General features: G+C 52.5%; 25 protein-coding genes. 13 read left to right on the top strand and 12 right to left on the bottom strand.

What is annotated here, in order from left to right; translation table 11 throughout:
* Positions 1 to 187 precede the first annotated feature (187 nt).
* The 5 genes from AC0QHF_RS21420 to AC0QHF_RS21400 all read right to left on the bottom strand — a co-directional run bounded on the left by AC0QHF_RS21420 (position 188) and on the right by AC0QHF_RS21400 (position 5,639).
* Entirely contained in the window at positions 188 to 1,819 is a 1,632-nt protein-coding gene (locus tag AC0QHF_RS21420) for a vWA domain-containing protein (RefSeq protein WP_324706276.1), read from the bottom strand.
* Positions 1,820 to 1,952: 133 nt separating this feature from the next.
* Positions 1,953 to 2,507: a deoxycytidylate deaminase gene (locus AC0QHF_RS21415; RefSeq protein WP_324706275.1), complete on the bottom strand. Its 555-nt coding sequence runs from the start codon at positions 2,505 to 2,507 to the stop codon at positions 1,953 to 1,955.
* 4 nt (positions 2,508 to 2,511) lie between these two features.
* The gene (dut, locus tag AC0QHF_RS21410) at positions 2,512 to 2,946 is read right to left on the bottom strand and encodes a dUTP diphosphatase (protein WP_324706274.1); all 435 of its coding nucleotides are present in this window, start codon (positions 2,944 to 2,946) and stop codon (positions 2,512 to 2,514) included.
* Positions 2,947 to 3,087: 141 nt separating this feature from the next.
* Positions 3,088 to 3,957 (bottom strand): P63C domain-containing protein, encoded by an 870-nt coding sequence (locus AC0QHF_RS21405; protein ID WP_324706273.1) that lies wholly within the window; start codon positions 3,955 to 3,957, stop codon positions 3,088 to 3,090.
* 326 nt (positions 3,958 to 4,283) lie between these two features.
* On the bottom strand, positions 4,284 to 5,639 hold the full coding sequence (locus tag AC0QHF_RS21400; protein WP_324706272.1) for an FAD-dependent thymidylate synthase: 1,356 nt from the start codon (positions 5,637 to 5,639) through the stop codon (positions 4,284 to 4,286).
* 83 nt (positions 5,640 to 5,722) lie between these two features.
* On the opposite strand from AC0QHF_RS21400, the gene AC0QHF_RS21395 reads away from it, so the two are divergent.
* On the top strand, positions 5,723 to 6,292 hold the full coding sequence (locus tag AC0QHF_RS21395) for an HD domain-containing protein (protein WP_324706271.1): 570 nt from the start codon (positions 5,723 to 5,725) through the stop codon (positions 6,290 to 6,292).
* Between the two features lie 3 nt (positions 6,293 to 6,295).
* Here the strand turns inward: AC0QHF_RS21395 and AC0QHF_RS21390 are convergent, their stop codons facing one another.
* The 3 genes from AC0QHF_RS21390 to AC0QHF_RS21380 all read right to left on the bottom strand — a co-directional run bounded on the left by AC0QHF_RS21390 (position 6,296) and on the right by AC0QHF_RS21380 (position 8,407).
* Positions 6,296 to 6,715 carry an FHA domain-containing protein gene (locus tag AC0QHF_RS21390; RefSeq protein WP_324706270.1) on the bottom strand — a complete coding sequence of 140 codons (420 nt, stop codon included), beginning with the start codon at positions 6,713 to 6,715 and terminating at the stop codon, positions 6,296 to 6,298.
* Between the two features lie 289 nt (positions 6,716 to 7,004).
* On the bottom strand, positions 7,005 to 7,481 hold the full coding sequence (locus tag AC0QHF_RS21385; protein WP_324706269.1) for an FHA domain-containing protein: 477 nt from the start codon (positions 7,479 to 7,481) through the stop codon (positions 7,005 to 7,007).
* 146 nt (positions 7,482 to 7,627) lie between these two features.
* Entirely contained in the window at positions 7,628 to 8,407 is a 780-nt protein-coding gene (locus AC0QHF_RS21380; protein WP_324706268.1) for an FHA domain-containing protein, read from the bottom strand.
* Between the two features lie 434 nt (positions 8,408 to 8,841).
* Here AC0QHF_RS21380 and AC0QHF_RS21375 point away from each other — a divergent pair, with 434 nt between their 5' ends.
* From AC0QHF_RS21375 to AC0QHF_RS21355, 5 genes are all read left to right on the top strand, one after another.
* On the top strand, positions 8,842 to 9,141 hold the full coding sequence (locus AC0QHF_RS21375) for a DUF3134 domain-containing protein (RefSeq protein WP_324706267.1): 300 nt from the start codon (positions 8,842 to 8,844) through the stop codon (positions 9,139 to 9,141).
* Between the two features lie 114 nt (positions 9,142 to 9,255).
* Complete coding sequence (gene mraY, locus AC0QHF_RS21370; RefSeq protein ID WP_324706266.1) at positions 9,256 to 10,353, top strand: phospho-N-acetylmuramoyl-pentapeptide-transferase; 1,098 nt, start codon at positions 9,256 to 9,258, stop codon at positions 10,351 to 10,353.
* A 223-nt stretch (positions 10,354 to 10,576) separates the two neighbouring features.
* Entirely contained in the window at positions 10,577 to 11,500 is a 924-nt protein-coding gene (locus AC0QHF_RS21365; RefSeq protein ID WP_324706265.1) for a glycosyltransferase family 2 protein, read from the top strand.
* A 133-nt stretch (positions 11,501 to 11,633) separates the two neighbouring features.
* Positions 11,634 to 12,827, top strand: a complete 1,194-nt coding sequence (locus AC0QHF_RS21360; protein WP_324706264.1) for a 5-(carboxyamino)imidazole ribonucleotide synthase — start codon at positions 11,634 to 11,636, stop codon at positions 12,825 to 12,827.
* Positions 12,828 to 13,115: 288 nt separating this feature from the next.
* Positions 13,116 to 13,370: a hypothetical protein gene (locus AC0QHF_RS21355; RefSeq protein ID WP_324706263.1), complete on the top strand. Its 255-nt coding sequence runs from the start codon at positions 13,116 to 13,118 to the stop codon at positions 13,368 to 13,370.
* Positions 13,371 to 13,679: 309 nt separating this feature from the next.
* Here the strand turns inward: AC0QHF_RS21355 and AC0QHF_RS21350 are convergent, their stop codons facing one another.
* The 3 genes from AC0QHF_RS21350 to AC0QHF_RS21340 all read right to left on the bottom strand — a co-directional run bounded on the left by AC0QHF_RS21350 (position 13,680) and on the right by AC0QHF_RS21340 (position 15,115).
* Positions 13,680 to 13,874 (bottom strand): hypothetical protein, encoded by a 195-nt coding sequence (locus tag AC0QHF_RS21350; protein WP_324706262.1) that lies wholly within the window; start codon positions 13,872 to 13,874, stop codon positions 13,680 to 13,682.
* Between the two features lie 235 nt (positions 13,875 to 14,109).
* A complete protein-coding gene (locus AC0QHF_RS21345) occupies positions 14,110 to 14,535 on the bottom strand; it encodes a tetratricopeptide repeat protein (protein ID WP_324706261.1) in 426 nt (141 codons plus the stop codon).
* 223 nt (positions 14,536 to 14,758) lie between these two features.
* Positions 14,759 to 15,115 (bottom strand): HesB/IscA family protein, encoded by a 357-nt coding sequence (locus AC0QHF_RS21340; RefSeq protein ID WP_324706260.1) that lies wholly within the window; start codon positions 15,113 to 15,115, stop codon positions 14,759 to 14,761.
* 435 nt (positions 15,116 to 15,550) lie between these two features.
* Between AC0QHF_RS21340 and AC0QHF_RS21335 the strand changes: the two genes are divergently transcribed.
* On the top strand, positions 15,551 to 17,188 hold the full coding sequence (locus AC0QHF_RS21335; RefSeq protein ID WP_324706259.1) for a DUF6930 domain-containing protein: 1,638 nt from the start codon (positions 15,551 to 15,553) through the stop codon (positions 17,186 to 17,188).
* 310 nt (positions 17,189 to 17,498) lie between these two features.
* Complete coding sequence (locus tag AC0QHF_RS21330) at positions 17,499 to 18,140, top strand: hypothetical protein (RefSeq protein ID WP_324706258.1); 642 nt, start codon at positions 17,499 to 17,501, stop codon at positions 18,138 to 18,140.
* Between the two features lie 607 nt (positions 18,141 to 18,747).
* Here AC0QHF_RS21330 and AC0QHF_RS21325 read toward each other — a convergent pair.
* Complete coding sequence (locus tag AC0QHF_RS21325; protein WP_324706257.1) at positions 18,748 to 18,915, bottom strand: metallothionein; 168 nt, start codon at positions 18,913 to 18,915, stop codon at positions 18,748 to 18,750.
* A gap of 162 nt (positions 18,916 to 19,077) precedes the next feature.
* Between AC0QHF_RS21325 and AC0QHF_RS21320 the strand changes: the two genes are divergently transcribed.
* The 5 genes from AC0QHF_RS21320 (at position 19,078) to AC0QHF_RS21300 (ending at position 25,171) form a co-directional block, all read left to right on the top strand.
* Entirely contained in the window at positions 19,078 to 19,446 is a 369-nt protein-coding gene (locus tag AC0QHF_RS21320) for an ArsR/SmtB family transcription factor (protein WP_375341456.1), read from the top strand.
* A 132-nt stretch (positions 19,447 to 19,578) separates the two neighbouring features.
* On the top strand, positions 19,579 to 19,788 hold the full coding sequence (locus tag AC0QHF_RS21315) for a hypothetical protein (protein ID WP_324706256.1): 210 nt from the start codon (positions 19,579 to 19,581) through the stop codon (positions 19,786 to 19,788).
* A gap of 194 nt (positions 19,789 to 19,982) precedes the next feature.
* Positions 19,983 to 20,228 (top strand): type II toxin-antitoxin system Phd/YefM family antitoxin, encoded by a 246-nt coding sequence (locus AC0QHF_RS21310; RefSeq protein ID WP_324706255.1) that lies wholly within the window; start codon positions 19,983 to 19,985, stop codon positions 20,226 to 20,228.
* Positions 20,225 to 20,611: a type II toxin-antitoxin system VapC family toxin gene (locus AC0QHF_RS21305; RefSeq protein WP_324706254.1), complete on the top strand. Its 387-nt coding sequence runs from the start codon at positions 20,225 to 20,227 to the stop codon at positions 20,609 to 20,611. Before AC0QHF_RS21310 ends, AC0QHF_RS21305 begins: the two co-directional genes overlap by 4 nt.
* Positions 20,612 to 20,662: 51 nt before the next feature.
* Positions 20,663 to 25,171: a glycosyltransferase gene (locus AC0QHF_RS21300; RefSeq protein ID WP_324706253.1), complete on the top strand. Its 4,509-nt coding sequence runs from the start codon at positions 20,663 to 20,665 to the stop codon at positions 25,169 to 25,171.
* The last annotated feature ends 97 nt before the right edge of the window (positions 25,172 to 25,268 follow it).

Raw genomic sequence — 25,268 nt, 5'->3', positions numbered from 1 at the left:
GAAACGGCTTTTCTATAAGGGTTTGAAAATTTCTGACCCCATTTCAACTGTAACCACGTGAGCGCTCGTTGCTATATATCAGATTCGGTTATTGACCCGCATAACCTCCCCCATCCTCCCCCATCCTCTTCAGCTTTACAATTCAAAGTCCCCCTTTCCAAGGGGGATAATGGTGGATTTTACCCACCTATTGCGGCATCGTTTCAACCAGGCGGATAAACTCGGTTCGATAACCATCCAAATCTGCCCCTTTCGATTCGTTCGCCAGTTGCAAAACTTGCTCGAAACTGGAATTGCCTTGATATTCGGAATCCCGCAACAGCATCCCAAATTCGGCGACGGCAGCCGAAAACTTGAAATTATCGGAAGTTTGGTTGAAGGCGATCGCGCGATCGCGCACCGCTTCTTCAATCAACAAAGAAGCCGTTTCTTCCGGCGGTTTGTACCGCAATTTAACCCGCATCAACTCGTCACTTTTATAGGCTTCGGGACTGACGGTATTTTCCTGGAATGCCAACTCGTCAACCGGCGGCAATTCCACATCCGACTCCACCCCGGCGGGGATAATTTCATACAACGCCGTCACCGAATGTCCCGCCCCCAATTCCCCCGCATCTTTCGTATCGTCGCTGAAGTCTTGATTTTGCAGGCGGCGATTTTCGTAGCCGATCAATCGGTAGGCTTGCACCTTGGCGGGGTTGAACTCCACCTGTATTTTAACATCTTTGGCGATAGTAAACAAGGTTCCGCCCAACTCGCTGACCAAAACTTTTTTGGCTTCCAGCAAGTTATCGATGTAGGCGTAATTGCCGTTGCCCTTGTCCGCCAACTTTTCCATTTTGGAATCTTTATAATTGCCCGTGCCGAACCCCAAAACGGTGAGATAAATGCCGCGATCGCGGTAGGATTCGATCAGTCGCACCAATTCCCCATCGCTGGAAACGCCGACGTTAAAATCCCCGTCCGTGGCGAGAATCACCCGGTTATTTTTATCCTCCCCGGACATCCGGGTTGCCAGTTCGTAGGCGAGTTGAATGCCTTCACCCCCCGCCGTCGATCCCCCCGCCTCCAAGTTATTGATGGCGGCAATAATTTTCTCTTTTTCACTTCCCGGCGTGGGCGGCAACACCACCCCCGCAGCCCCCGCATAAACGGCGATCGCCACGCTGTCCCGTTCATCCAATTGATCCACCAACAACTGAAATCCGGACTTCAATAAAGGCAGTTTATTGGGGTCGTTCATCGAACCGGAAACGTCCAACAAAAACACCAAATTGCTGGGGGGCAGTTCTTCCGTCCGCATCTTTTTACCCTGCAAACCGATGTGAACCAATTGATGTTGGGGATTCCAGGGTGCTTGAGAAACTTCCGTCGTAATTGAAAACGGTTCTTCCCCTTGCGGTTGCGGATAATCGTAGGTAAAATAATTGATCAACTCCTCGATCCGCACGGCATCCACCGGAGGACGCTGCCCCCGATTGATAAAGCGGCGGACGTTGCTGTAGGATGCCGTATCGACATCGATTGAAAATGTGGAAAGGGGGTTACTTTCCGCCCGTAGAAAAGTATTTTCCTCGATCAGATCGTAGGCTTCCGTATTGGGAACCTCTTGCCGTGATTCTAACGCCGTTTGCGGTGCCATAACCGGCGGTGCTTCCGGCTGACTCAATTCCATCTCCATCGGGGCGCGATCGCCCGCTGCAACGGTTGCCGGAACTTCTTGTTGAGTTCCTTTATTTGCCTGATTGCAAGCCGTCACCAACAACAGGGGAATGACGCCGATTCCGGCGATCAAACGTTGAGACTTTTGACGCATCATATTCGCTCTCAGCCTAACTCATCAAAATGGCTTCAAGGTGAGGCGATCGCTTTCCGCAAAACATAAAATCTCTCCAATTATCGGTTCTGTAGGGGCGCAAGGCACGGCGCCCAAACTGCGCCCCATTTCATCCCTATCTCACACCTGAAACCGAAGTCGGATTGAGGAGATACAGCACCGCTTTTTTAGCAATTTCCTCCGACAGTTTGATCTGTTTGAGCGTCACTAACCCATCGTTGACGAACAGATCCCGAACCATCAGCTTATCGCCGCTGTTGAAAACGGTTTCGTAATACACCTCTTTGATGCCGGCGGAAATGATCAATTTCAGACAAGAAATGCACGGTTCGAGGGTGACGTAAATACTCGCCCCCGTACAGGAAATCCCGTGTTTTGCCGCCTGGGCGATCGCGTTCGCCTCCGCGTGAACCGCCCGCGAGGGCAGGGTTTTGCTGGCGTCGCAGCTACTGAGTCCCGGATAGCAGTATCCCTGGGCGGTACAGTGGACGGAACCGGAGGGGGAACCGTTGTAACCCGTCGCCAGAATTTGGCGATCTTTGACGATCACCGCCCCCACGGGAAACGCCAAACAGGTCGATCGCGTCGCCGCCAATTTCGCCATCATCAAAAAATACTCGTCCCAAGTGGGTCTGATGGGCGGTTCGTAATTTTGGGGGAAATCTTCCATTATTTTATACCCCGAAGCCTGTCGATCCAAATCCATTATCGCCCCTAACCGTCAAACTGAGTTGTTCGACGGCCTCCACTTCCACCCGCAAAATGGGCGCGATCGCCAATTGGGCGATTTTCATCCCCGGTGTTACGTTAAATGAAGTTTTGCCGTGATTGATTAAAATCACACCGATTTCCCCCCGATACCCCGCGTCAATGGTTCCGGGAGTATTCAAAACGGTGATCTGATGTTTCAGGGCTAAACCGCTTCTGGGGCGAACCTGGGCTTCCGTATTGGGGGGGAGGGCGATCGCGATTCCGGTGCGAATTAAGTGACTTTCCCCGGGTTGAATTTCGTAATTTTCGATGGAAAACAAATCGAGGGCGGCGTCGTCCTCGTGGGCGTATTTGGGCAGAATTGCGGACGGATTGAGACGTTTGACTTGCAGTTTCATGTGGGATTTTTATGGATTGAAGTTGTCGAGTATTTACCATCTGTCTTCATCAAACTTTCAATAGGTAAACTATTGGTGAAGCTTAAGGTGTTATAACAATATTTTCAAGTTCAATCTTTGGACAGGACAACTAAAATTTTTCTACCCGGCTGAAGGATCGTCAAAATCAAGTTCAAATTGTCCTTTTCTTCTTTGAACGACTTTTTCAAAAGAAACTTGAAATTCTTCCCATGTGTCAGAAGCTTGCATGAGAGTAATTACTGCATCTAATTGTGATTTTAAAGCTTTTTCTCCAACATCCGGGGTTAGACTTTGGAATAATCTTGCGTTATTGGGCGTTTTTCTTTTAAGTTCTTCCAAAACACCTTCAGGAAGTTGCTCGTAAATCAACTGATTTGTCCATTTTCCAACTATTCCGGGTCTTTTCTTGATCCCCGATACTGTAAAATCCCATTCTCTCAGTCTAAATATTTCTCGATAATAAACATCCGGGAATGTTTTTTGCCAAGCTCTCAATTCCTCAATAACAAAGGCTTTTATAATTTTTTGAAGCGCATCTTTTTCTCGGTCATATTGATAGCCTGTCGCTTCATCAATTAGAGCGATTAATCCTAATTTTGCAAAGCTTCTGACTAAAATTTCGCACTGAGACGCTATGATTTCTTGCCTGGGTCCCAAAGGTATATATTTTCGCGCTTCTAGGAAACCATCGCATAGATCTATAAGAACAGTTGCTTCATAACCATTAATTTTGGTTTTTCCTTTATAACAAACTATCGGTTTGAAATGGTCTTCTGACTTGCCTTTATATAAGTATGGTTTCAAAGTTTCCTGATCTAAATATCGATTCAATCTACTTCCTGGAGTTCGACTCCCATCTTCTTCATCTACCATTTTGAGCGCGTTCTGCATCCCTCTACTAGATAAGACTCGTCTGCCATCTTCTAAAATATAACAAGCTATAGTGGCGTTGCCGAGATGAATTTCACCTTCATGAGTTATTTTGTTCATTTGAACTAACCAGACCCTACACTACCATATTATAGTATAGTATTTTCAGTCTGATATCAAGTCCACCTGATTACTCGACATCAACCCGGCACCGTCAATCGGGTTAAACCTTTATCATACGGTGATTCTGGCGCTCTCTGACGCTGTTGGCGATCAACGGGACTTGATATGAGGATAAATTTTTTCTGAAGACAATATTTTTCTGGCTCTTACTTGTAAGCAGAGTTCATTACCCCAACCAGTCACTATAGTGCTATCACAGAAAACAGACCGAGAAATAGTGTGGGCGTATAGCATACGCCCACACCCGACACCCCACACCCTAATTATGGTGCGAGTCTGCCTTTGCCGAGGCGACTTTTTTGGTACCACTGGGCGATCGCGGGCGTCCAGTCTTCGACGTGGGGCCAGATCAGATCGCAGAGTTTTTGGATTTCCAGTTGGGCATCTTTTTTGAAGCGCAAATCCAGGAAGTGTAGGAGCGATCGCAGATTGAAACTCACCACGAAATGCTGGCGGTAATCGAAGGGGATTTTTCCCCTCGCGTGTTCTTCCGAAAAGCCATTTTCCAAATCGGCTTTGTAGCGTTTCGCCGCTTCCAAACACCAGTCCAAATCCGCCTGACGCTGTTCGGGGGAATAATAGTATTTTTTCCCTTGGCGATCGCTGTACTCTCCCACGGGACGCAAATAAAAGATATCTTCCAAATCTTTTTTGCCCTCGACAAGTTCGACGATCTGATTTCCCGTGTACCGATAAGAATTGTGAACCACAATTCCATTGGCAACAAAATTATGCCACGGCCCCTCGACCTCAATATCGTAAGTCATTTGTTTGCCAATGTATTCGATTTGAGTGACTTTTACCGGATGCGCTTTCAGTTGTTTATTGGTGAGTTTATATTGATTTGTTCGCTCCTTAAATGTGAACTCTAATTCTGGATTTATTTGCAAAACTCCATTGCACATCAACTCGCAATCTTTCGTCGTCGCCAAAACTTCGTGATTGTCGTCAACTATCAAACCCAAAGCATCGCCCATACTCTGCCAACCTTCGACAGTCAGAAGACGATGATTGACCGTACAATCTAGGGTTTTTCCATCTGCAAGCGTCAGCCGATAGATGGGTTGTAAACCGCTACACATCACATGATTGACGTGACCGATTTGAAAAGTTCCGGTTTCCTCATTCAGAACCCGCAGGGACATTTTCTGAATCTGTTTCTTGGCATCGCGGCGGTATTCTCCCGGCGGTTCGCCGTTGCGATCGACAATTTTGCAAGTCCGAATCGCTTTTTCTCCGTTTTCCCAAATATCGTATAAATCGGCAATTTTTATTTTTCTCAAACTGTCGCCGGCTTTAATAAAGGTGACTTCTGTATCACCCGCCAAACATTGCACGTCGAAAGAAATTCCCACCCGGTGAGTTCTCGCCTGCTGCATGACGCTGTGAGGAAAATAGCCGCAGTTGAACACAATAGATGGGTGTTCCAGGGGGCCGTAGTGTCCCCGTTCCCCGGCCAGAAGACGTTTGACAATAATTTCCCCGGCTTCCGACTCCGAGGGCCAGGACTCCCGCTCGTCGAAGACAAATCCATCCGTATAATCCTGATGCATCGCCGCGTAAATGACCTGTTGCGGGTTGGGGGTTTTGGCGATAACTTCGACTCGAAACCGTTCCATTACAATTCAAAATGCGCCTTTATTATTAAAGCACAACGATCGCAAAATTGGGTTATATTAAATCGTAGATTTAGAACGGAAAAATGCGATTATCCGACCGATTTACCGAAGCCCTGACCTACGCGACGGAATTGCACGCCGATCAGATTCGCAAGGGGTCTGGAGTCCCCTACGTTTCCCATCTGTTGGGAGTGGCCAGCTTGGCCCTGGAATACGGGGCGGACGAGGACGAGGCGATCGCGGCCCTCCTCCACGACGCGATCGAAGATCAGGGGGGAGCGGAAACCGGCGAAGAGATCCGAAAGCGGTTCGGCGATCGGGTGTTGGAAATCGTCGAGGGTTGCACCGACAGCCACACCAGCCCGAAACCCCCCTGGCGGGAACGGAAAGAAGCCTACATCGCCCACATCCCCACAGCCTCCGACTCGGTGCGGTTGGTGTCGGCCTGTGACAAACTCTACAACGCCCGCACCATTTTAAAAGATTACCGCCAAATTGGGGAACAGTTGTGGGAGCGATTCACCGGCCGGCGGGACGGCACACTCTGGTATTATCGATCACTGGTGGAGGCTTTTCGCCAAGCCCGGTCAACCCCGGTGGTGGAGGAACTCGAACGGGTGGTGGAGGAACTCGAACGGTTGTCGCCAACGTGAGTTTCACTCGTCATCGTCGTCAAAAAATTCGATGTGGGTCGTGTCCGAGTCCGGTTCCGTGATTTCCGTCGCCGCCAATTCCTCCAAGTCCGGAATCGGCTTTTCGGTCGTGGGGACTGCCGTCGCTTTCAAGCGAATTAAAAGGCGCGGTCCGGTGTGTCCGAGTCGCACCACCATGCCATCGACGATCCGTTTTTTTGTCACCGTCTGATTGTTGACATAAGTGCCGTTCGCACCGAAATTGACCAGTTCCCATCCGGATGCTTTGTTCCACAGCTCCAGATGGTGCCGGGAAACGACCGCATTTCCGACGACAACATCGTTATCTTTGGCCCGGCCGATCCGCACGATCGGCTTGTCCTCAAAAGCCCAATGGTGCAGCGGAAGCGGTCGATTTGAATGAAGCAGAATCAGAGTAATCACACGACAATTTACACCGCGAACAAATCGGAATGGGGCAGCTTTAAATGGTGTCGGACCGAACCACTCATTGGGAACACCCGCCGGGGCAACAGATGAGAAGTTGGTGGCTTTCCGGGAGAATGGATTCCCGCCCCTCCGATGGGGATTGCCCGCCACGACCCGCGCCCGAAATGGCAGATTCTGGCAATTGCCAATCCGGACGGCTTACCAGACTCTTCCCTAGAATAACATCAGTACCGATTCGGATCGATTGATTTCCGACTCAGAATCCATTGTCTTCCCCGACCCACTAAGGATCTCGAACCGGTTCGGTTTCGGTGATCTCCTCCCGATCCCACGGTTCCGGCACATCACATTCCGACGATGGCAGTGTGGGGAGAACTTCGAGTTGAATTCCCGCGTCGGGAGTTCGCAGGATATGAGATGAATGAAAGGAAGATTTGGGAGATGAGAGCGAGTATTGAGGTTGGCCGAGGTTGAATCGGATTTGAGGACCCGAGATTGCCAGGTGGATGATTTGTCCGTCCGCGATCGCCTCCTCGATAATAGGCAGGCCGTCGATGTAAGTTCCGTTGGTTCCCAAATTGATCACCTTCCAGATCCGGCCAACGCGGCGCAGTTCGACGTGAAAGCGGGAGACGACAGAACTGTAAAGCACAACCTGATTTTTGAGCGATCGCCCGATCCGGACGACCGTATCTTCTTCAAACGTCCAACTTCGCACCGGAATGGACGGTCGAGGGTGTAACAGAGTTAGGGTAATCACATTGCCAGTGTTGAATTTCAAGAGGGCACCCAAAAATAATTGTATCGGGCAATTGTGAGGGCAAGCCAAGCGGCGTCCCCACCCCATTTTCGCCGGTGAGAACCCGAAATGTCGAGTGCGCCCCCCGAACGGAGCTCGACCGGGGACTAGGACAACTGAAAGATGAAAGACACCAGATCCCCCTTGCCCAACGAGATGCGATCGCCCGGCCGCAGGCGGTGGCGGTTGCCTTTCGGCAGGGGGATGTTGTTGATGTAGGTTCCGTTGGAGCTGCCCACATCTTCGATGTAGTAGGCATCCCCCTCGACCCGAATATCAGCGTGGGTCCGGGACACCACCTCGGCGTGGGGGAAGCCGGAAACGTCAACGTCCGGCGGCACCAAATCGTTGGGTTTGCCGATGTGAATCACCGAGAGGTTGGGGGGCAACTCCAACTGATTTTGACTTTGGACGTGCATCAACGAGGCGGACTGTTTTTGAAGTTGGGTCGCCGGGTTGGTGGCCCCAGAAACGGCGGCGATCGGCGCGGCGGGTTGAGGCGCGGGAGAAACGGGGGGGGCGGCGGCCGGGTCGGGTATCGGCGTTTCCGGCAAGTCCGGGGAGATGGTCGGGGCTGGGGTCGGAGATAGATTAGATGTAGCCACCGGTGCAGCGGTCGAGAGCGGCTCGGGGTCGGGGATGGGGTCGGGAGCGGTCAAATCTGGGGGGGGCGAGACTTGGGTGGGAATCGCCGCCGGATTTTGATTTTCCTCGTCGCCGGGACTCGGCTGCAGGTTGTAACCGCACTGGCCGCAAAACGCCGCGTCCGTCTGGACGGTGGCGCCACAATTGGGGCAGTCTGTAGTCGTCGGCAGGGGGGTGTAGCAAGCCTCGCACTGGGTCGCCCCCTCGGGGTTCTGGTGGTTGCAATTGGGACAGACGATCATCTCACTTCTCCTCGTGGTACGGACAGGCGATCGCACCGATCGGATGATTAGATCCTAACCTACCATCATCGAGAAATAGCGGAGACTTTGAGGGCTCCCGGATTGCGGAAAAAGTTTGTCGGGCCAGTAGATTGTTTAGAGAATCGTGGTAAATTGTTGAGTGCTCGCCTTAGCCTCGCCGTTCATCCCGATCGCTTGAGGCACAATGGAAGGCGGAAGCTCGAATGGGGGTGCCGGGAAGAATTGACAATTGACGATTAAAAATTGACAATTATCAATTCCTTCGACCCGTCTCGAACGGCCCCCACCCCGGGAGCCGATTTCTCCCCAGCTCCCATTCTAAATCGAACCGACCCCGACCTCTTCCGGACGGGGGAGGTATCGACCCTTCCATGCAATTAACCTCTATAGATCGAATCGCGAAACTCGAACCCATGCCAAATCCTTCTTTGCAAGAAGAAACTTCCATCCCGGAAAAGGCTGACGAGAGCCAATCCAAAGAGGTATTCAATCCTTCTTTGCGGGAAACTCCTGTTCACGAACCGGCCGACGTGATCCCATCCAAACAGCAAGAGTCGCTGTTGGACTGGCTCAAGCGCACCGGACGCCTGATTGCTCGGGATACCCTCGAACCGGTCGAGGGTTACAGACCAGAGGAAGAGGAAATTTCCGAACTCATCGTCGATGATACGTCCGACGACTACGGGGACAACGATGAAGAAATGGAAGAATAAGACGGCGTGACGGGTTGCGGGGGATGGACGGCGGTTGAGGCGTTCCCGTGGAGCAGATGCGTTTGACAAATTGCTCGCGAGTTCTTTGGTGTTGAGGATTGATTCAAAAAAACCGTGGATAGTAAATTTGCTGATTCCAGGTCGCCCAAACTTGCGGGATGGCACTTGCTACTCTTTCTGAGTTTGAGCTCGGGCGCTTTCCTCGTCGGCTTGGATGTAATCGCCAACGAGCTGCTGCCGGCCCAAATGTCCCTGTTCGTGCCCTTCGTCATCTGCGCTCTGGCGGTTGGCGCCGCCGGACAGTGGACGGTGCCGATGTTGAGGCGGATCAAAGCCGGACAGTTCATCCGGGAAGACGGCCCCCAGAGACATCTCAAGAAAGCCGGAACCCCCACGATGGGCGGCATCTTTTTCATCCCGGTGGGAGTGGCCACCGCCGCGGCCGGATCGGGCTTCTACCCGGATGTCATCGCCGTGTGTACCCTCACCCTCGCCTACGGGGCGATCGGATGGCTGGATGACTGGCAAATTTTGAGACGGAAATCCAACAAGGGCATCTCGCCCAAAATGAAACTGGCGCTGCAAGTCGGATTTGCAGTGCTGTTTTGTCTGTGGATGGCCCGGACCGGACCCGACGCGGCGTCCGCGATCGCCCTACCCCTGGGCCTGACATTATCCCTGGGCTGGCTCTTTTGGCCCCTGGCTACCTTCGTCCAAGTTGCCGAAAGCAACGCCACCAACCTGACGGACGGGGTGGACGGCTTGATGGGGGGATTGGGGGCGATCGCATTTTTGGGGATGGCCGCCCACCTCGCCCCCACCTCCCCGGAATTAACCCTGTTTTGCGTCTGCCTGTCCGGGAGTTGCCTGGGATTCGTCACCCACAACCGCAACCCCGCCAAAGTCTTCATGGGGGACACGGGCGCCCTAGCCCTGGGGGGAGCCCTAGCCGGTGTCGCCCTCCTCAGCAATAGTCTCTGGGTGTTACTGATTTTGAGCGGTATTTTCCTGGCCGAAACCCTCTCCGTGATCGCCCAAGTCCTGTACTACAAAGCCACCAAAGGCCCCGACGGCGTTGGGAAACGCCTGTTCAAAATGGCCCCCCTCCACCACCACCTGGAGCTGTGCGGGTGGTCGGAAACCCAGGTGGTGGGCTGTTTCTACCTCGTCCAAGCCCTGCTGGTCTGGGTCGGCCTCGTCCTCGGCGCCTGATGGGTTTGTAGTTTGGGAACCGGCGAAGTTAGAAAATATAGCAACGAGCGATGGCGTGGTAACAGTTGAAATGGGGTCAGAACCAGGGGCTCTATCCCCTTGTTAAAACCCTTATAGAAAAGCCGTTTCAGTTCCCGATTCCCGATTCCCGATGCTCGAGGACCGCGCGCAGCGCTATAAAAGTGTATGCAACTGTTTTGACTTCCACCCGGCCACCCCGACCATGCCCTACGTTTCCGTTGTCATTCCCATCTATAACGGCGAAACCGACCTCCCCGACCTGATCGCCTGCCTGCGATCGCAGACCTACCCCGCCACCGACGTCGAATACCTGCCGGTGGACAACAACAGCCGCGATCGCACCCCGGAACTCCTCGCCGCCGCCGAAGACCCGACCTTTCCCCTGCGCCCCCTCTCGGAAACCCAAATTCAGAGTTCCTACGCCGCCCGCAACCGCGGCATCCGCGCCGCCACGGGGGAAATTATCGCCTTCACCGACGCCGACTGCCGCCCCGAACCCCAATGGCTCGAAGCCCTGCTGCAACCCTTCCAGGACGATCAAATTGGCCTGGTGGTGGGGGAAATCCTCGCCCTACCGGGCGACACCCTCCTGGAACGGCACGCCGATCGCCAGGACACTCTTTCCCAAAAATACACCCTCGCCCACCCCTTCTACCCCTACGGCCAGACGGCGAATTTGGCGGTGCGACGGGAGGCTTTCGTCAAGGCGGGGCTGTTCCGCCCCCACCTCACCACCGGGGGAGACGCAGACCTGTGCTGGCGCATCCAGCGCGACACCGACTACCAACTGGCCTTCATGGAAAAGGCGGTGGTCAGACACCGCCACCGCGCCACCCTGCGATCGCTCCGCAGCCAGTGGCGGCGTTACGGGGAGTCCAACCGCTACCTCCACGACCTGCACGGGGTGGACTTGATGAAAGAGATGACACCCGCAGATTACGCCTACCGCCTGGGGCGCTGGCTGGTGAAGGAATTTCCCGCCAAAGGTTTGAAAGCGATCGCCGGCCGGGGGGACTGGGTGGACGCGATCGGTACCCCCATCGGCCTGCTGAACGCGCGATCGCGGGCAGAAGGCCAGCGGGAAGCTGTCCTCTCGGAACAGGCCAGACAGATCGAGTGGCTGTGAGGATAATTGATAATTGATCATTGATAATTGATAATTGATCATTGATAATTGATAATTATTTATTGTTGATGCATTCCCAGCTCCCCGCGTGTGGCGCTATAAAATGGGAAGGTTGAGCTAGGTTGTCGCGCCCATGAATGTCACACCTGTTATTCCCCGTTCCACTCAGACCCTCACCCGAGTGGGGGTCATCGGCGGCGGACAGTTGGCCTGGATGATGGGGGGCGCGGCCCGGGATCTGGGCCTGTCCCTGATCGTGCAAACCCCCCACGGCAGCGATCCGGCCGTTCCCTTCGCCGCGGATACGGTTCTGGCGGCGATCGAAGATGCGGGGGCGACCGCAGAATTGGCGAAACGCTGCGATGTGATCACCTTTGAAAACGAGTTTATCGACCTGGATGCCTTATCAGTCCTAGCTCAGTCGGGAGTCTGTTTCCGCCCCCGTCTGGAAGCCCTCGCGCCACTGCTGGACAAGTTTGACCAACTGTGTCAGTTGCGGGATCTGGGAATCCCCGTGCCGCGCTTCGAGGCATTGACCCGGGTTGGGGGCGACGGCGACCCCGACATCGACCACGGTTTGGGCTATCCGGTGGTTTTGAAGGCCCGACGCCACGGCTACGACGGCCAGGGGACCTTCATCATCCCCGATGCGGAAACCCTGGCCCGAACTTGGGCGAAATTCGGCTATCCCCCCATGTTGTTGCAGGAGTTCGTCCCCTTCGAGCGGGAATTGGCTGCGATCGCAGCCCGTTCGGTGGCGGGGGACGTGGCGATTTTCCCGATCGTGGAGACGGTCCAAGAGGACCAGGTGTGCCACCGCGTCATCGCCCCGGCGAATATCGCGGCGGATGCGGCGGCGTCCATGGATGCGATCGCCCGCACCCTCCTCAAGGGGTTGGACGTGGTGGGGGTGTTCGGGATCGAGTTCTTCCTGACGGCCGACGGGCGCATTTTGGTGAATGAAATCGCTCCCCGCACCCACAATTCCGGCCACTTCAGTTTAGATGCCTGCGAAACCTCCCAATTCGAGCAACATTTGCGGGCGGTTTGCGGCTTGCCCCTGGGAAATCCGAGTCTCAAGTGCGGGGGGGCGGTGATGGTGAATTTGTTGGGGTTCGAGTTCGCCAAATCTGACGATTTGCAAAAGCGGGAACAACTCGCGGCGATCCCCCGGGCGAAGGTCCACTGGTACGGGAAAACCGAGTCCCGCCCGGGCCGAAAATTGGGTCACGTGACGGTATTGATCGACGCGGACAACCCGGATATCCGACAGGCGGAGGCGGAGGCGATCGCTCGGCGGGTGGAGGCGATTTGGTACGAAAAATGATCCGGTATGAGTGACGGCGAAACTGTATAACTCATCAGTGGCGGGCGATCGCTCCGTAATTTCTCGGAGATTTCGCCCCCACCCAGGTATTGAAACGGAAACTAAAGTTCAGTAATCGTACTGTGGTTGATACAGGATGTCGGTGGCTAACCTAGATATAGGTTCTCTCCCAGAGAGTCAGAGCTTTCTATTTCGGGTCTTTCAACCTCAAAAATCGGGTTGTTCAACCCCCAAACTGAGGGTGCTCTCGCCGGTTATTGAACGAGCACGACTAGGAGTCAGAATTTTATGTCCAAGCAATGCGTTGATATCAAACGATACGTGATCAAAGTTCAACTGTATCCCGAAGCATCCCACGACACGGAAATCAATCCCGAAATTTCGATGGAACAGGAAGTCTTTGCCGTCCTCGACGAAGATGGCGGGGGGTGGAAAGTTTGGCAACCCGACGCCTACAAAGAAGGGGGTTATTCCGTCACCGCTTCCGATCGCATGGCCGCAATTTTATCTTCCCTGCACCAGCGCCACTGCCACCCCGCCTGATCTTAAGTTCGGATCGTCAGTGATCATACAGATTTCTGATTATAGCGCAGCGCGCAGGTAATCCGTAATAGAAAATAGGGAATAGGGAACTCAAATCACCGTTCTATCAGGGTTTCGGGTACAGCCCCCTTTCCGAAACTTTGACCACTAGAGCGCTCCTGGCTATATTGTAGAAATAGTTGGGATTCAAACTATTTGAGCGGACATGATATGATGTCAAAAAAAATAGCTGTCCTTGGGCCAGGACAGCTCCCTCAGAGAGGGGATCGGTGGGTATTTTTACGGGTTGATTATTTCAGTTGTTCAACCTTAAGATTCGATTCCCTCTCCTGGCTCGGTGGTTTCTAAGTTATCGGGATCGACGTAATAGCAGACGGAATCCAGGCAGATCAGCGCCCATCCGGAATCTTCGATGTTTTTGAGTTTGTAGGCGCCCTGGTGGACAAAAAAGCCTTTGTGGTTGCGGGTTTCAGCCTTGACGTAGACTTGGGTATCATTACTCATAATCTTTCAACTCCTTCTGTTATCAAAATGAATCTGTCAACCGGATCGGGTTTGTTAATGAGTGAAGTTACCAAATCTTATCATTTACAACTCGAATTGTCGGTTAAATAATATTATCTTTTGTAAAGGAGTTTGAAGAAGCCGCCCCGTATCTATACTCATCTTCACCGAAAATCGCCCGGGCGGAGCTCCCGTTTTGGGGGCGATACTGCCAACAATATGGCATTTTTCGGGGTCACACTTCCAGCAACCACCGTTTGACTCGGTTCAAACTTTTCCAATCCGGCTTTCGCGCCAATCCCTCTTGAAAATTCTTTTTCACCTCCTCGAGCCAATCGGAATCGGCCATAATCATCTGTTGGGCCATTTCCACATGGGAGCGGACGCCGGTTTTATTCAACTCCAACATCGACAGGGCCAAATTCACCCGCGCTTGGGGGTCGTGGGGATTCAACTTGACGGCGGACTTGGCGGCTTTGTAGGCGGCGTTGGGTTTGTCGGCGAGGAGGTACAGCCAAGCCAGACTCGTCCAGGCGTTGCTATTTTTCGGGGCGCGATCGCACACTTGGCGAAATACGGGGATGATATTCTCGGGCGCTTCCCCCGCCTGGTAGCGCTCGAATCCTTCCTTAAACAGTTCTTCCGGGGTTTGGGTCGTCACGGCGGTCTACTCCATTCATTCTGCGACAGGACAAAGGCGATCGGTGATCTGACGAGATCAAAAACCGATCGCCCCCGATTGTAGCGGATCGAGTGCCATGGGAACTGAGATCAGATCCGGTTTAAGTCCAGAGGAGGCACAGGAGGCACAGGAGGCACAGGAGGCAGAGAATCTCCACTTCCTGTTGCCTATTGCCAGATGAGCTGTTGCCTCCCCTACTCCCCTAAGTGGCGAAGGACTTGCCGCAGCCACAGGTTTGGCTGGCATTGGGGTTGGTAAACTGGAAGCCACCGCCGATCAGGGAGTCGCTGTAGTCGAGGACCATGCCGTAGATGTACAGCAAGCTTTTCGGGTCGCAGACGACTTGGAAACCCTCGTAGTCGAAGGTCTCATCGGTTTCCTGGATCTGGTCGGGGGCGATAAAATCCATCATGTAAGACATCCCGGAACATCCGCCCTGACGAACCCCCACGCGCAAATAGAGGTCTTGTCCTTGCTTTTCCCGGAGGAAGAGCACCTGCTTGATGGCGGAATCCGTCATCTGAATGCCCTGGGCTTGAGGCTGAGTGGCTTGTGTCATGGGTTGTCCCAACTCCTTATGATTGCGAACGCTTCAAAACTTTTTATCTATGCCGAATTTAACTTGTATTGTATCAACTCAACTTCATTTGGGTGAAACCCGCCATCGAAATTCACCGGATCTGAAGGGGGTGGAGGGGGGGAAATGGATCATTTCGATCGCGGCAGCGTGACTTTTCGGGGCGTCCGGGTCTTCTGCCAGACTCATTTTGCCATACAATTAATTGATATGAGCGATCCAAGCCCTCTGGGCCTCCGACATCCATCCCGGTTCCGAGATGTCCGACTCGGCAGTTGATCGCGGACCGATCCTTCACCCGATGGCGCGATCGGCAATTTCGGATCGAGACGGGGTGATTTGAAGAACCTAGCAACTTCGTCTGAGAATTATGTAGGATCGTAGTCTGGTAGCAGAACCGAAAAAAATAGGATCTCAATGGCACGTCTCAACGCTTCAACCCTCCGTCGGCTGCAAAATTTACCCGCCATTCCGAGCGTGTGGGAGGGCGACCGCCGTCCGATCGCTCCGGAGTCCGGTGCGAGTTTGGAGGGAGATGCCGAGGCGGGCGGCGAATGTATCATTTGGGTGGACGGGTCCCAAGGGATGGTGCGGGCGATGGATATGGTGCCGGCCGAGATGGGACCCGAAGCGATCGTCCGGACCCTGCTGCGGGCGATGGAGCACCCCCAAAGTCCGACACCGGCGGCTCGGCCCCAAAAAATTGTCGTCAAAGATCGGGAAATCCAATTTTTCCTGCGCGGCGTCTTGCAGGATCTCGATATCGTCATCGACTACGTGCCGGACCTGCCGCTCATCGACGAGATCTTTCGGGGACTTCAGGAAGTCGCGGACTCCCGCCCCCCCCAACTCCCCCGCCAGTATGCGGAGGCCCTCACGGAAAAAGCTTACGAAATTTGGCGGGATGCGCCCTGGGAGAAGCTGGGCGAACATCAAATTTTGTCCCTCGAGGTGAATCAGTTCGATGTCGGCACCCTCTATGTGTCCACCCTGGGCAAGCTGGGGATGGATTACGGGGTGCTGATGTACCGCTCCCTGGACTCCCTGCGACGGTTTCGAGAGCGGGTGGTGGTCCGGGAACCTTTCGACAACCTGGAAGAGGCTTTTTTGACCCAGGATTGCCTGTTCGTTACCTTCGAGCGATCGCAGGAATTGGACGAGGACGATGACGATGACGTGAATTGGGCGGCCCTGCCACTCTCGGAAATTCAGCCCAATTTCGGCAACCTCCACCCCCTCGAAGGGCTGCGATCGATCCTCTACGACGAAGAGGCGGGGCTGATGCTGGTGGCTCTGGAAGCCCTGCACCGCTTTTTGCGCGATTTCCGCTACAAGTTGAGTCCCCGTGCCTTCCCTAGTCTCTCCAAGCGATATCGGATTCCGTCTCCCCAGCCGGAGGAGGGCAAAAAGCTGATTTCGGTGAAGGTGGAAACCCTCCCCGAGGTGGCGGACGAACTGATGGAGATGGTGAACGAGGCGGAAGCCGAGGAGGAGGAGTTGGAATTCGATGTCCCGGTGTTGCGGGACGATCTGGTTCCCCCGAAGTCGTTTTTGAGTTTGGGCGTGGTTCCCTGGGAGACGGCTGAGTATTTGCGGGAACACGCCAAGTTTCACCAACCCCCGGAGGTGGAAATTCCCGAGGAAGGAGACGGCTTGCCGGTGATTTTGATTCAAACTTCCAAGCCGAAAGCCCAGGCGTTGATTCAGAATTTGCAGGACGCCGGGGGGTTGATCGGCATCTGTTTCAACCCGGGGGAAGATCCGGCGGAGGGTCGAAATTACGACCTGGGAATTTTGAAAACCGAAGACGGCGATTTGCACTTGTTCGGGGAGTTTGAAGAGGACGACCCTACTCACCGGGAAGCCCGGAAAAAGTGGGAGCGACGCTGCAGCGAAACCCGAGGCTGGTGCGGCCTGATCATCGCGATGGGTCTGACGGGCGCCTCCCGGGGTCAACCGGGTTTCAAGGATATGATGGCCCTGCTGGAGGTGCGATCGCTCTCCCCCCAGGAGTTGGGATTGGGTCCGCTGCAGTTGATGCCGTCGGCGTTTTGAACAATTAAAAATTAAAAATTAATCATGATTAATTTTTAATTAATGCTCCGGCTTCCGACTCGTCGGATTTGATGTGGCTTTCTGGCAATTGTCAATTTTGGCGGATGAAGGGCGATCGCGCCCGATTTTTGGGTGAACTGAAGGATGACCAGAAAAGGCGAAAGTGTTGACAATTTTACCCGCGGCAAAGATAAAAAAATGATAAATCTGGTATAAACGATCTCTTTTGAGTTAAAATGTAATTAGAACTACCGTTCTTAATTGTGCCATCACTTAGACTATTTCTTGAGCCGAAAAAGGAATCTATCCGATGATGCAAGGGACGTTGGGAGTCACGCCATTTGACAGATGCGTGATCAATATGTCTTTGATTCACCTGTGCGATCGCGAAAGCTACGTGAGTCAGGAGATGCAAAAGCGCTACACCGAACGGAAACGGGAGACAAACGAAGCGATCGATAATCCGTGGTTGGAGTTGCATCAGTTCACGATTTTGATCCCCCATCCCGATCGCGAGTACGAAGATACGACGTTGGATTTGGGACTGACTCACGGTTACAATATCGAAGTGGAACCCGTTGGCGATCGCGCCACCATTCCCTACCCAATTCCGGAAGGCGGACATTTCGTCATTCTCCTCAAGCAAAATAACTTCAAATCGGAAGAGTTTTTGATGTTTGGAACGGGAATTTTCGTCCGTCCCCTGGGTATTCTCAGTCTCGATATTGTGGGCGATCGGGGTGAGTCAAAACCTGTGATTATCAAACATCCCATTATCCGAGAATATCCCCCAGATTGGGAACAGAAATTAAAACGGTTTCTCAACGGGGAAATGAAGTGGAACGAACTGCCGAGTCCGGTGGGATACGTCGATCGCGCCTACCATCGGGATTATCGCCCTCCCACCTGGAATGAAATGGCTTTGGCGGCGCGGGGGTTGGCCGGGTTTTAAGAGGGGTTGAAACGGGCAAATGATTGGAGATGCGATCGCCTCATCGATCTGTGCATTCATGAAAGCCATATCTCAGGAATTTGATCAGGTGTAAAAGTCAAATAGAGGGGGCGGGTTTTATCGTTGAAGTGCAACCGGGGGGCGATCGGCTGTCTCGAATAAGTCTACAGATAGAGGTCGATATCGGATTTTTCAGTTAACCTCAACAGTATAAAGTTGGGTTCCATCCAGCTAGATATTGTATTCGGAGAGGGGGATTTAACCCTTCGCTCTTCATTCGAGGACGTTATTTCATGCTAAAATATCGCACGACCATCGGATGGTCTCTGATCACGTCGGGTATCGTAACGCTTTCACTCAAGGTTTTGCCCTGGGACTCGCTGTGGTGGGGTATCGCATTTCTCATTGTCGGAAGTAGTATTTTCTTGATCCGGAAAAGTTAAAATTTTTTGTAGATTCAGATCGGACCTTATGGTGCGTGAAGGCAAAAAAGGGACAAGTTTTTTGTCGGGTTATATCTGGGAATGCGATCGCGCAAAATTTCCACAAAAATAAGTGGCGACAGGTTGACCGAAAATCGTCATCTCTGCCGCCACAAATATTGGTTTCAACTGTGGCAGTTACATCCCGCATGGCCGCAGCCATCGCCGTCAGGGTGGCCGTTGGCACAGGCTTCGCTACAGTAATACTTGCCATCCTTTTGAATGGCTTTGGCGGTATCGACAACGCACAGACAGGACTCGCAGGCACATTTGATTTGGGTGGCGGTCGTCATCACAACTTCTCCTGAAGATACAATAGACTAAAGCTTGAACAAGCTTTCATGGTTACTACCATAACATCTGAACAGGCTTTCAGATATTAGATTCTGGAAGCTTAACAATTTCTTCAGGATCGGTATCGATCCGCACCGCAGTCGAAACCTCCGCACCCCCTTATGTCTGACACCGCTGACCCGAATGCCCGCCCAGACCCAGACTCCGCGCCCCCCCGGGCCGTGGAAAAAATTTTGAGCGTCGAAAAAGCTCAACGCATGGCAGAATTTTTTAGTATTTTAGGAGATCCGAACCGCTGGCGGATCTTGTCGGCCCTAGCCCTGAAAGAAATGCGGGTGCGCGACCTGGCCGCCGCCGTCCAAATGACCGAATCTGCCGTCTCTCATCAACTGAGAATTCTCCGCACCATGCGGTTTGTCAGGTATCAGAAACGGGGCAGAAATGTGGTGTACGGGCTCAAAGACCATCACATTTTCAACCTTTACCGCGACGTTTCCGAACACCTGGACGAGGCGGAGGACGACGACTGAAAGGGGTGCGATCGCTTTCAATGCTTTTCCCCCAACAATGCTAAAAGCTCCCAGAAGATGACAGAAATGACCTAAATTTGTTACGATCAAAGATGCTTTTTAGCCCAATCTCAGTAATCGAGGCGATCGGACATGAAATTAACCGCGACAGAACAGGGCTTATTAATTCCCAAAGGCTTGTTAGGAGAAAACCAAGAATTTGAGATTCTTCAAGAAGAGGATAAAATTATTATTACGGCAGTCCCCAAAACATCCTCGATTGGGGATTTGGGTTCAAATCCTGTGGAATGTGATGTCGAGGATGGTGCGATCGACCACGATCGCCATCTGTATGACCAATGAAAATATTTATTTTTTGGATACAAGCTATACTTTGGCTTTCCAGGATTTGCGTTCAAATTGCTCAAGAACAAGAAACCATCCAAACCCTAAAAGCTGACTTCATCGAAATGGGAGTCGGACATCACACATCGGATTTCAAAAAACGGCTTCAGCAAAACCAACGCCGATCGAAATTTTTTCAACCTTAAAATACCATGATTAGTCTAAATATAGATGACATTCAAAAAAATTGGTCGGGATTTATAAAATTGATCGAAGAAGGCAATACCCTGATCATTACTCAAGCCGATCGCCCCATTGCTGAAATCAAACCGATCTCAACAAGTACACCTCAAAAAAAACGTCGTCCTATCGGTTTATGCGAAGGGGAATTTATCGTCCCCGATGATTTCAACGATCCCCTACCAGAAGAAATAATTGACTTGTTTGACAATCCATGAATATCCTCCTAGATACTCATATTTTTCTCTGGTTGCTGACCAACGATAGGCGACTGCCTGAAAGATGTCGTGATGCGATTAGTAGTCAAGAAAATGAAGTGTACCTCGGTGTCGTTTCCGTATGGGAAGCGATGATTAAATATCAATTGGGAAAATTGCCTTTGCCAGAATCACCGGAAATTTACGTTCCCAAACAGCGTGAAAGACACCAGATTGCCAGTTTGTCGATTAGTGAAACGACAATTACTCAATTAGCCAAATTACCCCCTTTGCACAAAGACCCATTCGATCGCCTTTTGCTTTGTCAATCTTTGGAACATGATTCGATCATCATGACAGAAGATGAAGCAATTATTTCTTATCCCATAGCTAAAATTTTTTAGATTCAGACCCATTCTGCGGTAAAATACGGAATACCGATCGCTCCCCCCGCCATGCAGTGCAAAGTTTGTGCGTCCCCGTCCCTCCCCTTCGGTCAGGCTGCGGTACTCAACCGCTACCCGGTCAGTTATTTTCGATGCCAACATTGCGGGTTCGTGCAGACGGAAGAACCCCACTGGCTGTCCGAAGCATACGATCGCGCGATCGCTTCGAGTGACGACGGCCTCGTATTTCGCAACCTGATGTTGGCACAATTGTCGAGTCAGATTATCACTCAATTTTTTGATCCCGAGGGCCGGTTTCTCGACTACGGCGGCGGTTACGGTCTGTTCGTGCGGCTGATGCGGGAAATCCGGTTTCAATTCGACTGGTGCGATCGCTTCTGTGATAACCTATTTGCGGCAGAATTTGAAGCCACCCTCGACCCCGACTCACCCTATGAATTGGTCACGGCGTTTGAACTGTTCGAGCACTTTTCCAACCCCCTCAACGACATCCGCCAACTGCTGAAATTATCGCGAAATATTTTATTCTCAACCGAGCTCCTCCCCCCCCACAATCCGAAACCCGGCCAGTGGTGGTACTACGCACCCCAGGAAGGACAGCACGTCAGCTTTTACACCCCGAAAGCATTAGAGGTAATTGCAACAAAACTGGGATTAAATGTCTATTCTAACGGTTCCTCCCTCCACCTCTTGACGGAAAAGATACTCTCTCCCGAACAGTTCGCAAAATTCGCCCAATATGACGCTGCGGAATTGCGGAAGTTTTTGCGGTCTTCTCGGAGTTATCGCCAAACCTTGGAACGGATCGAACGGCAACCCCAACCCTTGGAAATTGTCGCCCCGAAGCTGGGTGTCAATGTCGCCGGTTTCGTCAACGGAGAATTTGGCATCGGCGAAGGAGTCCGGGCAACTTTGCGGGGGATGGAAGCCGCAAACATTCCCGTTGCCATCAATAATTTTACCGGAAGTCCGCACCGAAAACAAGACACCAGCTTCCGGAATTTTACCTCGGAGAATCCCCACCCGGTCAACCTGATCCAGATCAACGCCAACGACGTGATGCGGTTCGCCAAACTCGTCGGATCGGACTATTTTAAAAATCGATATAATATCGGATTCTGGGCTTGGGAGTTGCCGGAGTTTCCGCCGGAGTGGATGCCGGCGTTTTCCCTGTTTCACGAGATTTGGACCTACAGCGATTATTGCGTGTCCGCCATCGGCAGGGTGTCTCCCATTCCGGTTATTAAAATGATGCCGACGGTCTCTCTTCCGCCGGCGACGCTGACGCGGGAACGGGTGGGACTTCCCAAAGATAAATTTATCTTTTTATTCATGTTCGACTTTTTCAGCCGCATGGAACGGAAAAATCCCCTGGCGGTGGTGGAGGCGTTTAAATTGGCATTCGGAAATAACCCGGCCGAGGTGGGTTTGGTGGTGAAGTGTTCCAACTCCGATCGCTTCCCCCGGGAACGATCGCAACTCCTGAATGCGATCGCCGATTCCCCCGCTATTTCGATTATCGATCGCTATCTGTCCCGGGATGAAATAAACGCTTTGGTTTCCCACTGCGACTGTTATATTTCCCTGCACCGTTCGGAAGGGTTCGGACTGACGATGGCCGAAGCCATGTTTCACGGCAAACCCACCATCGCGACGGGGTATTCTTCCAATACCGAATTTATGAATTTGGCGAATAGTTTTCCCGTCAAATATCGCCGGGTTCCGATCGCAAAAGCCGACGGCCCCTACCAGCCGGGAAATATTTGGGCCGAACCCGACATCCGACAAGCCGCCGAGTTGATGCGGTACGTTTTTAAAAACCCGGAAGCGGCCGCACAAATTGGCAGAAAAGCCGCCGCCGATATTCGCTCTTTACTCAGTCCCCAAGCCGTCGGCGATCGCATTTTGAACCGCCTGCAAACGATTCAAACCGCAACGGATAATTTCACCAAAATTGCTCCGGTGGCGGCTCCGTCTTTTTCGACTTCCTCAACCGCACCTCCCCTGGTGAGTATCTGCATCCCGACCTACAACGGAGAAGCGTTTATTTCCGAAGCGATCGCCAGCGCCTTTTCCCAAACCTATTCCCACTGCGAAATTATCCTCGCCGACGACGGATCGACCGATCGCACCGTGGCGATCGCGGAGTCTTTGAAATCTTCCTCCCCCGTCCCCTTCCGCATCTTCACCCACATCAATTATGGTTTGGTGGAGAATCTCAATTTTTGCCTGTCCCAAGCCGGGGGAAAATACATCAAATTTCTATTGCAAGATGACCGCCTCGAAACCAACTGCGTCGAAGAATTGGTCGCCCTCGCGGAACGAGCTCCGAACGTCGGTTTAGTTTTCTCCCGCCGCCATACCTTTATCGACCCGCGATCGCTCTCTCACCCGAAATGTCGGGCTGCCTACAACGGGACAAAAAATTTGCATCGAGATTGGTCGAAATTGCAGCCGATTCAAAACGGTTCCGAATTGCTCTCCGATCCGAATTGCTTCCGGGGTCGATTGAATAAAATAGGCGAACCGACGACGGTTTTGCTGTCGCGATCGGCTGTTTCCAAATTGGGGGGATTCGATCCCGATTTGCATCAGTTTTTGGATGTGGATCTGTGGTTCAGAATTATGGGGGATTACAAAATTGGTTTTGTCGATCAACCGTTATCCTGCCTGCGGATTCACCAGGATCAACAAACCCAACGCAATATCGCCAAAGGTCAAAATCTCCGCGACTACGGCCGGCTGTATCGAAAAATAATGGTCGATCCGGATTATCGGTTTTTGAGTTTATCTGTCAAAGAACAAATCCTGCAACAACTCTGGGTCAAATCTCGTCCGGATTATCTGGAGTTGTCGCGGACGCTGGCGGAACAATATCGCCAAAATCCCGGACACGAACCCAGTCTGGAAAATCTCCGGCTGCTGCGAAAGGTGACGGCGACAATGTGGCTGAATTCAGACCGCGATCGCCTACAGAAACTATACAACGCCGAGGGGGGAAAAGTCAATGAAATTATCCGAAATAGCGGGATAACTGAAATGGCGATCGCCGACGGGGAGTCCGAATTGTGGGAACGCATCAAACTCCAACTTTCCCGAGGCTTCACCGCCGAAACTGGCGGTCAGTTGTTGCTGGCGGCGATGCTGTACCGTCCCGCCTACCAACTCCCGCTGCACTATCAAAATGCGATCGTCCCCGATTACCTGTTCGACGAGTTTATCCGCTTTCTGTTTTCCCCGGTGCGAGAATTTAACCAAGTCGGAGATATCGAAAATTACGTTAACTTTGTCTCGGATATCTGGGACTATTTGAAACGCCACATTCAAACCGATTCCGAAAACAGCAGTCTGTGGGTTTATGTCGCCAAAATTGCCCTGGAATTGTGGGACGGACGGCCGCTGCTGAATGTCGATGGCGATGTCGAGTCAATTTTGAGCGATCGCGATGCCGTTTTGGATTTTTATCTGCCAGCGATCGGACATAAAATTGATTATAATTTCGACCAAAATAACCGCCGAGATAACAATAAAATATCGGTGGGAATCCTGATTGACAACCTTTGTTTGGATGACGAAATATTGGCGGTTCTCGCAGTGTATGAAAAATTTAATTTCTATCAGTTTGACATTTTTCTGTTTTTTGGTACAATGGAAGATGATAGGCTGGGCAATTTATGTGCATCCAGCTTCACGGGGTGCATGGCTCTGCCAACATCTTTGCCCGAACGGGTGCAGACATTGCGGCGCTCAAACCTGGACGTGGCGGTGATTGCGTCCGATGTAACCGCCGAAGTCAACTCCTACACTCAACTGGCGCGGCACCGACTCGCCCCCCTACAGGTGTACGCCGCCGGGTCGCCCGCACGTCACGAAGATCCCGACGATCGCATCATCCCGGATCTTTTGGATTCTCGCTGGTTTGCCCCGGCGTCCGCATCCCCCCAAACCGAGCTAACGCGCCGAAAATTGGGCGTTTCAGAGCAGACGGTCCGATTTCTATCCGTAGTGGAATGGGAACAGGTGACGCCCGAAATGCGGGCGACCTGGGCTAAAATTTTGATGGCAGTTCCCGAGTCCATTTTAGTGTTAGTCCTCGAGTCCACTCCGGCTGAGAACCCGCCGATGGGGCAAGTGCGATCGCGCTGGTCCCGACAGGGCCTCGACCCGGGGCGAATCCGGTTGCTGCCGAACCTCTCGAAGGGGGACAGGCAGACCATTTTCAGCCTCGCCGACATCTACTTGGAGCCCTTTCCGAAAACGGGGAGTCCGTCCCTGCTGAGGGCGTTAAAATCGGGGGTTCCCGCCGTCGTCCGGGAAGGAAAAACGGCGCGATCGCGGCGGGGAGCGGCCCTGTTGCGGCTTTTGGAACTTCCGGATGCGATCGCCACAGACGAGCAACTGTATATAAACCAGAGCATCCGTCTCGGAAGGGAACCGGAGTACCGCCGAGCCGGCGCGGAACAGATCCGGCAGAACTTCCCGAAGTGGAGACATCAGTTCGACTCCGAGAGTCGAGCGACGCAATTGCAAGCACTCTTCAATCGTCGGGTAAATTAATGTAAGTGGTGAGAAACTGAATCGGTCGGCGATCGGCCCGATTCAGAGGGACAGACGTTGAATCCAGACGGAACCGATCCGAATTCAGATTCGTCGG

The organism is Lyngbya sp. CCY1209, from assembly GCF_055795065.1.
This window is presented reverse-complemented; position numbering and strand designations above follow the sequence as displayed.

What these genes read in the sequence shown, in the direction of transcription:
- AC0QHF_RS21420 (WP_324706276.1), bottom strand. Translation starts at nt 1,819, where the DNA reads ATGATGCGTCAAAAGTCTCAACGTTTGATCGCCGGAATCGGCGTCATT.
- AC0QHF_RS21415 (WP_324706275.1), bottom strand. Translation starts at nt 2,507, where the DNA reads ATGGAAGATTTCCCCCAAAATTACGAACCGCCCATCAGACCCACTTGG.
- dut (WP_324706274.1), bottom strand. Translation starts at nt 2,946, where the DNA reads ATGAAACTGCAAGTCAAACGTCTCAATCCGTCCGCAATTCTGCCCAAA.
- AC0QHF_RS21405 (WP_324706273.1), bottom strand. Translation starts at nt 3,957, where the DNA reads ATGAACAAAATAACTCATGAAGGTGAAATTCATCTCGGCAACGCCACT.
- AC0QHF_RS21400 (WP_324706272.1), bottom strand. Translation starts at nt 5,639, where the DNA reads ATGGAACGGTTTCGAGTCGAAGTTATCGCCAAAACCCCCAACCCGCAA.
- AC0QHF_RS21395 (WP_324706271.1), top strand. Translation starts at nt 5,723, where the DNA reads ATGCGATTATCCGACCGATTTACCGAAGCCCTGACCTACGCGACGGAA.
- AC0QHF_RS21380 (WP_324706268.1), bottom strand. Translation starts at nt 8,407, where the DNA reads ATGATCGTCTGTCCCAATTGCAACCACCAGAACCCCGAGGGGGCGACC.
- AC0QHF_RS21375 (WP_324706267.1), top strand. Translation starts at nt 8,842, where the DNA reads ATGCCAAATCCTTCTTTGCAAGAAGAAACTTCCATCCCGGAAAAGGCT.
- AC0QHF_RS21365 (WP_324706265.1), top strand. Translation starts at nt 10,577, where the DNA reads ATGCCCTACGTTTCCGTTGTCATTCCCATCTATAACGGCGAAACCGAC.
- AC0QHF_RS21360 (WP_324706264.1), top strand. Translation starts at nt 11,634, where the DNA reads ATGAATGTCACACCTGTTATTCCCCGTTCCACTCAGACCCTCACCCGA.
- AC0QHF_RS21355 (WP_324706263.1), top strand. Translation starts at nt 13,116, where the DNA reads ATGTCCAAGCAATGCGTTGATATCAAACGATACGTGATCAAAGTTCAA.
- AC0QHF_RS21350 (WP_324706262.1), bottom strand. Translation starts at nt 13,874, where the DNA reads ATGAGTAATGATACCCAAGTCTACGTCAAGGCTGAAACCCGCAACCAC.
- AC0QHF_RS21340 (WP_324706260.1), bottom strand. Translation starts at nt 15,115, where the DNA reads ATGACACAAGCCACTCAGCCTCAAGCCCAGGGCATTCAGATGACGGAT.
- AC0QHF_RS21335 (WP_324706259.1), top strand. Translation starts at nt 15,551, where the DNA reads ATGGCACGTCTCAACGCTTCAACCCTCCGTCGGCTGCAAAATTTACCC.
- AC0QHF_RS21330 (WP_324706258.1), top strand. Translation starts at nt 17,499, where the DNA reads ATGATGCAAGGGACGTTGGGAGTCACGCCATTTGACAGATGCGTGATC.
- AC0QHF_RS21325 (WP_324706257.1), bottom strand. Translation starts at nt 18,915, where the DNA reads ATGACGACCGCCACCCAAATCAAATGTGCCTGCGAGTCCTGTCTGTGC.
- AC0QHF_RS21320 (WP_375341456.1), top strand. Translation starts at nt 19,078, where the DNA reads ATGTCTGACACCGCTGACCCGAATGCCCGCCCAGACCCAGACTCCGCG.
- AC0QHF_RS21315 (WP_324706256.1), top strand. Translation starts at nt 19,579, where the DNA reads ATGAAATTAACCGCGACAGAACAGGGCTTATTAATTCCCAAAGGCTTG.
- AC0QHF_RS21310 (WP_324706255.1), top strand. Translation starts at nt 19,983, where the DNA reads ATGATTAGTCTAAATATAGATGACATTCAAAAAAATTGGTCGGGATTT.
- AC0QHF_RS21305 (WP_324706254.1), top strand. Translation starts at nt 20,225, where the DNA reads ATGAATATCCTCCTAGATACTCATATTTTTCTCTGGTTGCTGACCAAC.
- AC0QHF_RS21300 (WP_324706253.1), top strand. Translation starts at nt 20,663, where the DNA reads ATGCAGTGCAAAGTTTGTGCGTCCCCGTCCCTCCCCTTCGGTCAGGCT.